At 46.2% G+C, this 4,784-nt stretch carries 2 protein-coding genes; both read right to left on the bottom strand.

Features of this window, described 5'->3' with window-relative positions:
• Nucleotides 1–213: 213 nt before the first annotated feature.
• Nucleotides 214–2,697 (bottom strand): Calx-beta domain-containing protein, encoded by a 2,484-nt coding sequence (locus tag VN105_RS08000; RefSeq protein ID WP_325639648.1) that lies wholly within the window; start codon nucleotides 2,695–2,697, stop codon nucleotides 214–216.
• Between the two features lie 44 nt (nucleotides 2,698–2,741).
• Nucleotides 2,742–4,784, bottom strand: a 2,043-nt coding sequence (locus VN105_RS07995) for an OmpA family protein (protein ID WP_325639646.1), incomplete at its 5' end; no start/stop codon positions are given.

The following is a 4,784-nucleotide window of genomic DNA, read 5'->3' as shown; positions in this document are numbered from 1 at the left end:
ACTCTTTTTTAAAAAAATAATGTTAATCTATTGTTAGATACGATAACCGCTGATAAGCGGATTTATCCATACATAAAAAAAGCAGCATCTTTTATATTTTAATATAAAAGACGCTGCTTTTAAGTTTACTATCAAAAAATTCCCGCATAGCTAACTATGCGGGAATGTAGGTGTGCCTGAAGCGCGTATATCGGTTATTGATCCAAGCCGTTATTATTTGGCAGTAAGCACGGTGCCTTCATCGTTATCATCGTCGTGGATAACAGCTACCGCTTTGCTCAGCTTCAGCTCAGGCGAAATTTTCAATACACCCGCATTAGCTGCAGCCGTGGCATCGCGCAGTTTTACAGATACCAGCGCATCCGTTTCTTTCACGCGGTCATTTACCAGCGCTACCTGTATATCAGTTTCGCTGAAAGCGCAATCGCCGGTAATTTTTACCATATCGCCGTTCATAATCACATAATCTTTACCATAAGTTGCAGTACTGGAAGAATCTACCCCAAAGAAGATATTGATATCACTTCCGGTACAATTGGTTTGCACGCTCTGATCAGATGCTTTTACCAGGATACATTTAAACATGCTCACCGGCGCCGTGGCCGACTCATTTGCATCTGTGAGTTTTACCAGCGTAATATAGGCAGCCTGATCCTGTATGTACTGGGAGGCGGAAATAGAAGTCACATCTCCATTATATCCCACCACCGCTTCATTCTCCGCTTTAATTTCACTTAATACCAACACAACGGTTTCTGCCAACTCAAACCTGTTATCATCTTTTACTTTCACACTCAGGCTGGCAGTGGTAGCGCCGCTGTCGATCACAAAAGGCGCTTTGATGCTGCTGATAAAATCAGCGCCTGGTAAAGCAGTACCGTTACCGAATTTGTAGGTTAACTTAACCGGTTTGGACGTAGCATTGATCAGCGGGGTATTGTCGCGCTTAAACAACCCTGCAGAAAATACTACATCTGTAGCAGGTTCTGCACCATTACTGCCGCCAATGAATTTTACCATAGCCGGCTGATCCAGAATGGTTACCTCGCCCTTTGCCTTGGTCAGGTACAACTCCGAAGCATCCAGTACTTCCACATGAAAAGCTTCTTTGCCTTCCAGCAGGTTATCGCTTTTTACAGGGATCTGGATAGATTTGGAGATAATAGCGCCTGCTGCAAATTCGGAAGGCACAAAAGAGATGGTTCCTTCTGTTACATCAAAATCAGATGCACCCGCGCCACCTTTGTGCGGAATGGTTTTATAATGCACGTTAACGGGTGTACGAACACCGTTGCTTCTTAAAAATCCGGATAAGGTAATGGTAAGTGTAGCATTGGATAAACCGTTCAATGGTTCTGAAACGGCAATATCATTAATAGATACGCCATGACTGATCTTGATGATGCGGTTACCGTCTTCATCACCGCCGCCTGCTGCCAGGATCTCGCCGGAAGGGCTCATCAGCAGCGATGCCAAAGTGGTTTTTGCATCGTATTTGCCCAGTTGTTTATCAAACATCATTTCACCGTCCGGGCTCAGCTTGATCATGCGGTAGCCTTCTTTTGTCACTACGCAGATCTCGTCATCTTCGGTGAGTAACAGGTGCTGGAATACAGCGCCCAGGTTTTTATCAATGGAAACAGTACCATCCGGGAGCAGCTTCACGATCTTACCCGTGTTGTTGCTTACGTTACCGCCGGCGGCTACTACTTTCCCGTTTTTGCCTACTTCCAGTGCGTATAAAGCGGCATCCGTTTCTTTATTGAATAACTCTGTGCCATCCGGACGCAGTTTCACAATACGGCCTTTATCTTTTTCTTCTGCGCATGCAAAGATCTGGCCCAGGTCGTTCACCTTCATGGCATTGAACTTACCATCTACGGTACTGTATTCCTTATCAAATACTACCTGTCCCTCCGCATTTACTTTTGCAATCCGGCTGGCATTGCCGGTGCCGTAAGCGCCACCACCCATTGCCAGTACAGCGCCGTCTTCCAGCAGCAACATCTTTTCAAATGTAGCCCCCGGTTTACCAAAAGAAAGTTCAAATTGTGTATCTCCCTTTCCATCTACTTTTACCATATAAGCCTTTCCCTGTCCGTCGCCCACGTCGCCACCTACAGCAACAATGTTTTCATCTTCATCTATCAGCACATTGGTAAAAACATTGTGTGCGCCAAAACCTTTATCGAATGCTACTTTACCATCGGGCGTCATCTTCGTGATGCGGGCCTGTGCAGGCTTGCTGCCATCCACCCCTACGGTGATATAGTTACCATGACGATCGGTAATCACCCGGGTAAAATAGCCACCCTGGCCGTTACCAATGCTCTTGTCAAATATAACTTCACCGGTGGCCGACAGTTTGGTAATACGTGCATTTCCATAGGCAATAGTACCGCCACCCACAGCTACCAGTTCATTCTTTGGCAGCAATAACAGGTCCTGGTACGCTACCAGTCCGCCCTTGTTCAGTTTGGCATTGTAAATAAGCGTGCCTGTGGCGGATAATTTGGTAATACAACCATTATCTGTTCCGCCCCCGATGGCAACAATGGAGTTGTTCTCCGCAATGGCCAGCTTCCTGTACTGGTTCTTGGGAGCGCTGAAACTCTTGTTAAACACAACAGGCATCTCCTGTGCGAAGGCCTGTGTACCTACCGCCAGTAATAGCATTAGTGAGGAAAATTTGTTCATTTGTGTTAGTTTGATATACGCTAAAAAATAACCGATAAATAGTTTTATTGAATCCTGATCTCGCACCTCCTGTTCACCCCCTGCAGCTGTATAAAATAATCCCTGTTCTCTTCCAGCCTAAGATTCCCCGCTATCCATACGGGACGGGTAGATCCGAAGTAGTTGATCTTTACTTTATCCTGCGCCACGCCCCTGCTCAGCAGGCATTCCTGGATATATACTGCACGGTTTTTTGAGAGCGACAGGTTATACCGCTCGGTGCCAATAATATCCGTATGCCCGTTTACCAGGATGATCCGGTGAGGATTAGCCTTCCATATCCTGAAAATAGAATCCAGCTTGCGCCATTCCTGGTCCTGCGGTATAAAGGAATTTAAGTCGTAGTAGATCACACCGGGTACTTTCCACAAGGCTTCCAATGCTTTTACAGTGCTGTCTTTCACCAACGTGTATCCGGAGCCGTTAGTTGCAGGGAAACCTTTGCCTTTCTGTTGCCAGAACACCATCTCCGGGTTGCTGTAGGTTGCTACGCCGGTAGTTGCTGTTTTAACAGCAGTGGTAACTGTAACTGTTGAAGCAGCAGTGTTGGCGCCGGGATGATCATTTTGCCAGGGGATCATTTCGGGAGAACTGTCGGTAACCTCATGCGCATAATCTGCCATGTTACGCTCAGTACTAACGGCAACGGCTACTGCGGGAACGGGTTTGGCCACTACGCTATCCGTCGCCGGTGGTTGCACAGGGAGATTATCGTATTGTTTGGTTCCTGCTAAAGTCAGCTGACGGCGGCTATCCGTCTGGTTCATGGTATAAGGCACCCGGTCATCTTCTTTTAACGGTTTGCCGGGATAAGGCAAATCCAGCTGTTTCAAAGGATTTTTCTTCAGGTTCAGCACATAGATGTGATCATTATCATGCGCTCCTGAACGATCTGATGTAAAGTATAGTAACAATTTGTTTTCATCCAGCACAGGGTTCAGATCATCAAACTGCGTATTCACAGGATAGGGCAAATGTACAGTTCCTTCTTCCTGTTTTTTAATATTTATCATGAAGATGTCCAGTCCGCCAAACCCGCGAAGGCCATTGGAGGAAAAGAACAACTTGTCGCCTACCACAAAAGGATACAGTTCATTCCCATTGGTATTTACCTGCGGACCCAGGTTCACCGGCGCTTTCCACCGTTTGGCCTCTTTGTCCCAGTCGGTGTAGTAAATATCCGTACCACCCTGACCGCCCGGCATATCGGATGCAAAGTACAAACGTTTACCGTTCGGAGCAACTGACGGATGCAGGAAAGAATAAGTTTCCATGTTCTTCCCTAGTTTCACAGGTACCGGCTTGCTCCACACATCATGTTCCTGCTGGTAAACAGCCGATAATAATTGTGTACCGTTGTTATAATTAATATAGGAGTTCTTGTCGTTCTTTACATCGGTAAACCGGTTGGAAGTATAGATCACCTTTTGCCCGTTATCAAAAAAGGAAGCAGGTCCTACCTGTAATACGCCACGCAGGCTGTTATTAAAAGGCTCTACGCCATCTTCCGAGATCTGGTATAGTTTGGAGTTGGTATAAAAAGACTGTTGTTCGTTCCTACGGATGTCGTTGGAAAGAAATACAATGTTATTCCGGTATAACGCGAGGCCATATTGATAACCGGGTAAATTCAGCCGCAGGCTGTCTACCCTCACATTCTCCATGGAATCACGGTTAAAGAAGCCGTAATAGTTCACCAGGGATTCTTTCAGGTTGGTAAAACGGGCATTGTTCTTATAGTTATTGGCATAAACCGCGCTGATCTCCTGTGCTTTCAATACCCTGCCGGTACGTTTCAGCAGGTCAATGTAATTGGTCACATCTGTTACCAGCACATCTTTTTCCGGTTTATACAGCAGTTCATCGTACAGGCTGATCGTTTTTTCAAACTGCCTGGTTTCAAAATATACCCGCGCTAACTGTAACTTCGCCCGGCGTGATACTTCCTCGCGGCTGCCGTTATTGATCACTTCATTACAAAGTGAGATGGCTCTTTCATATTCCTGTCTTTTATAAAGCCGCTCGGCACGCTTTACCTTAGCCATACT

It is taken from the genome of Chitinophaga sp. (genome assembly GCF_035564935.1).
Lineage (GTDB): Bacteria > Bacteroidota > Bacteroidia > Chitinophagales > Chitinophagaceae > Chitinophaga.
Note: the sequence above shows the minus strand (reverse complement) of the source record. Positions and strands in the feature narration are given on the sequence as shown.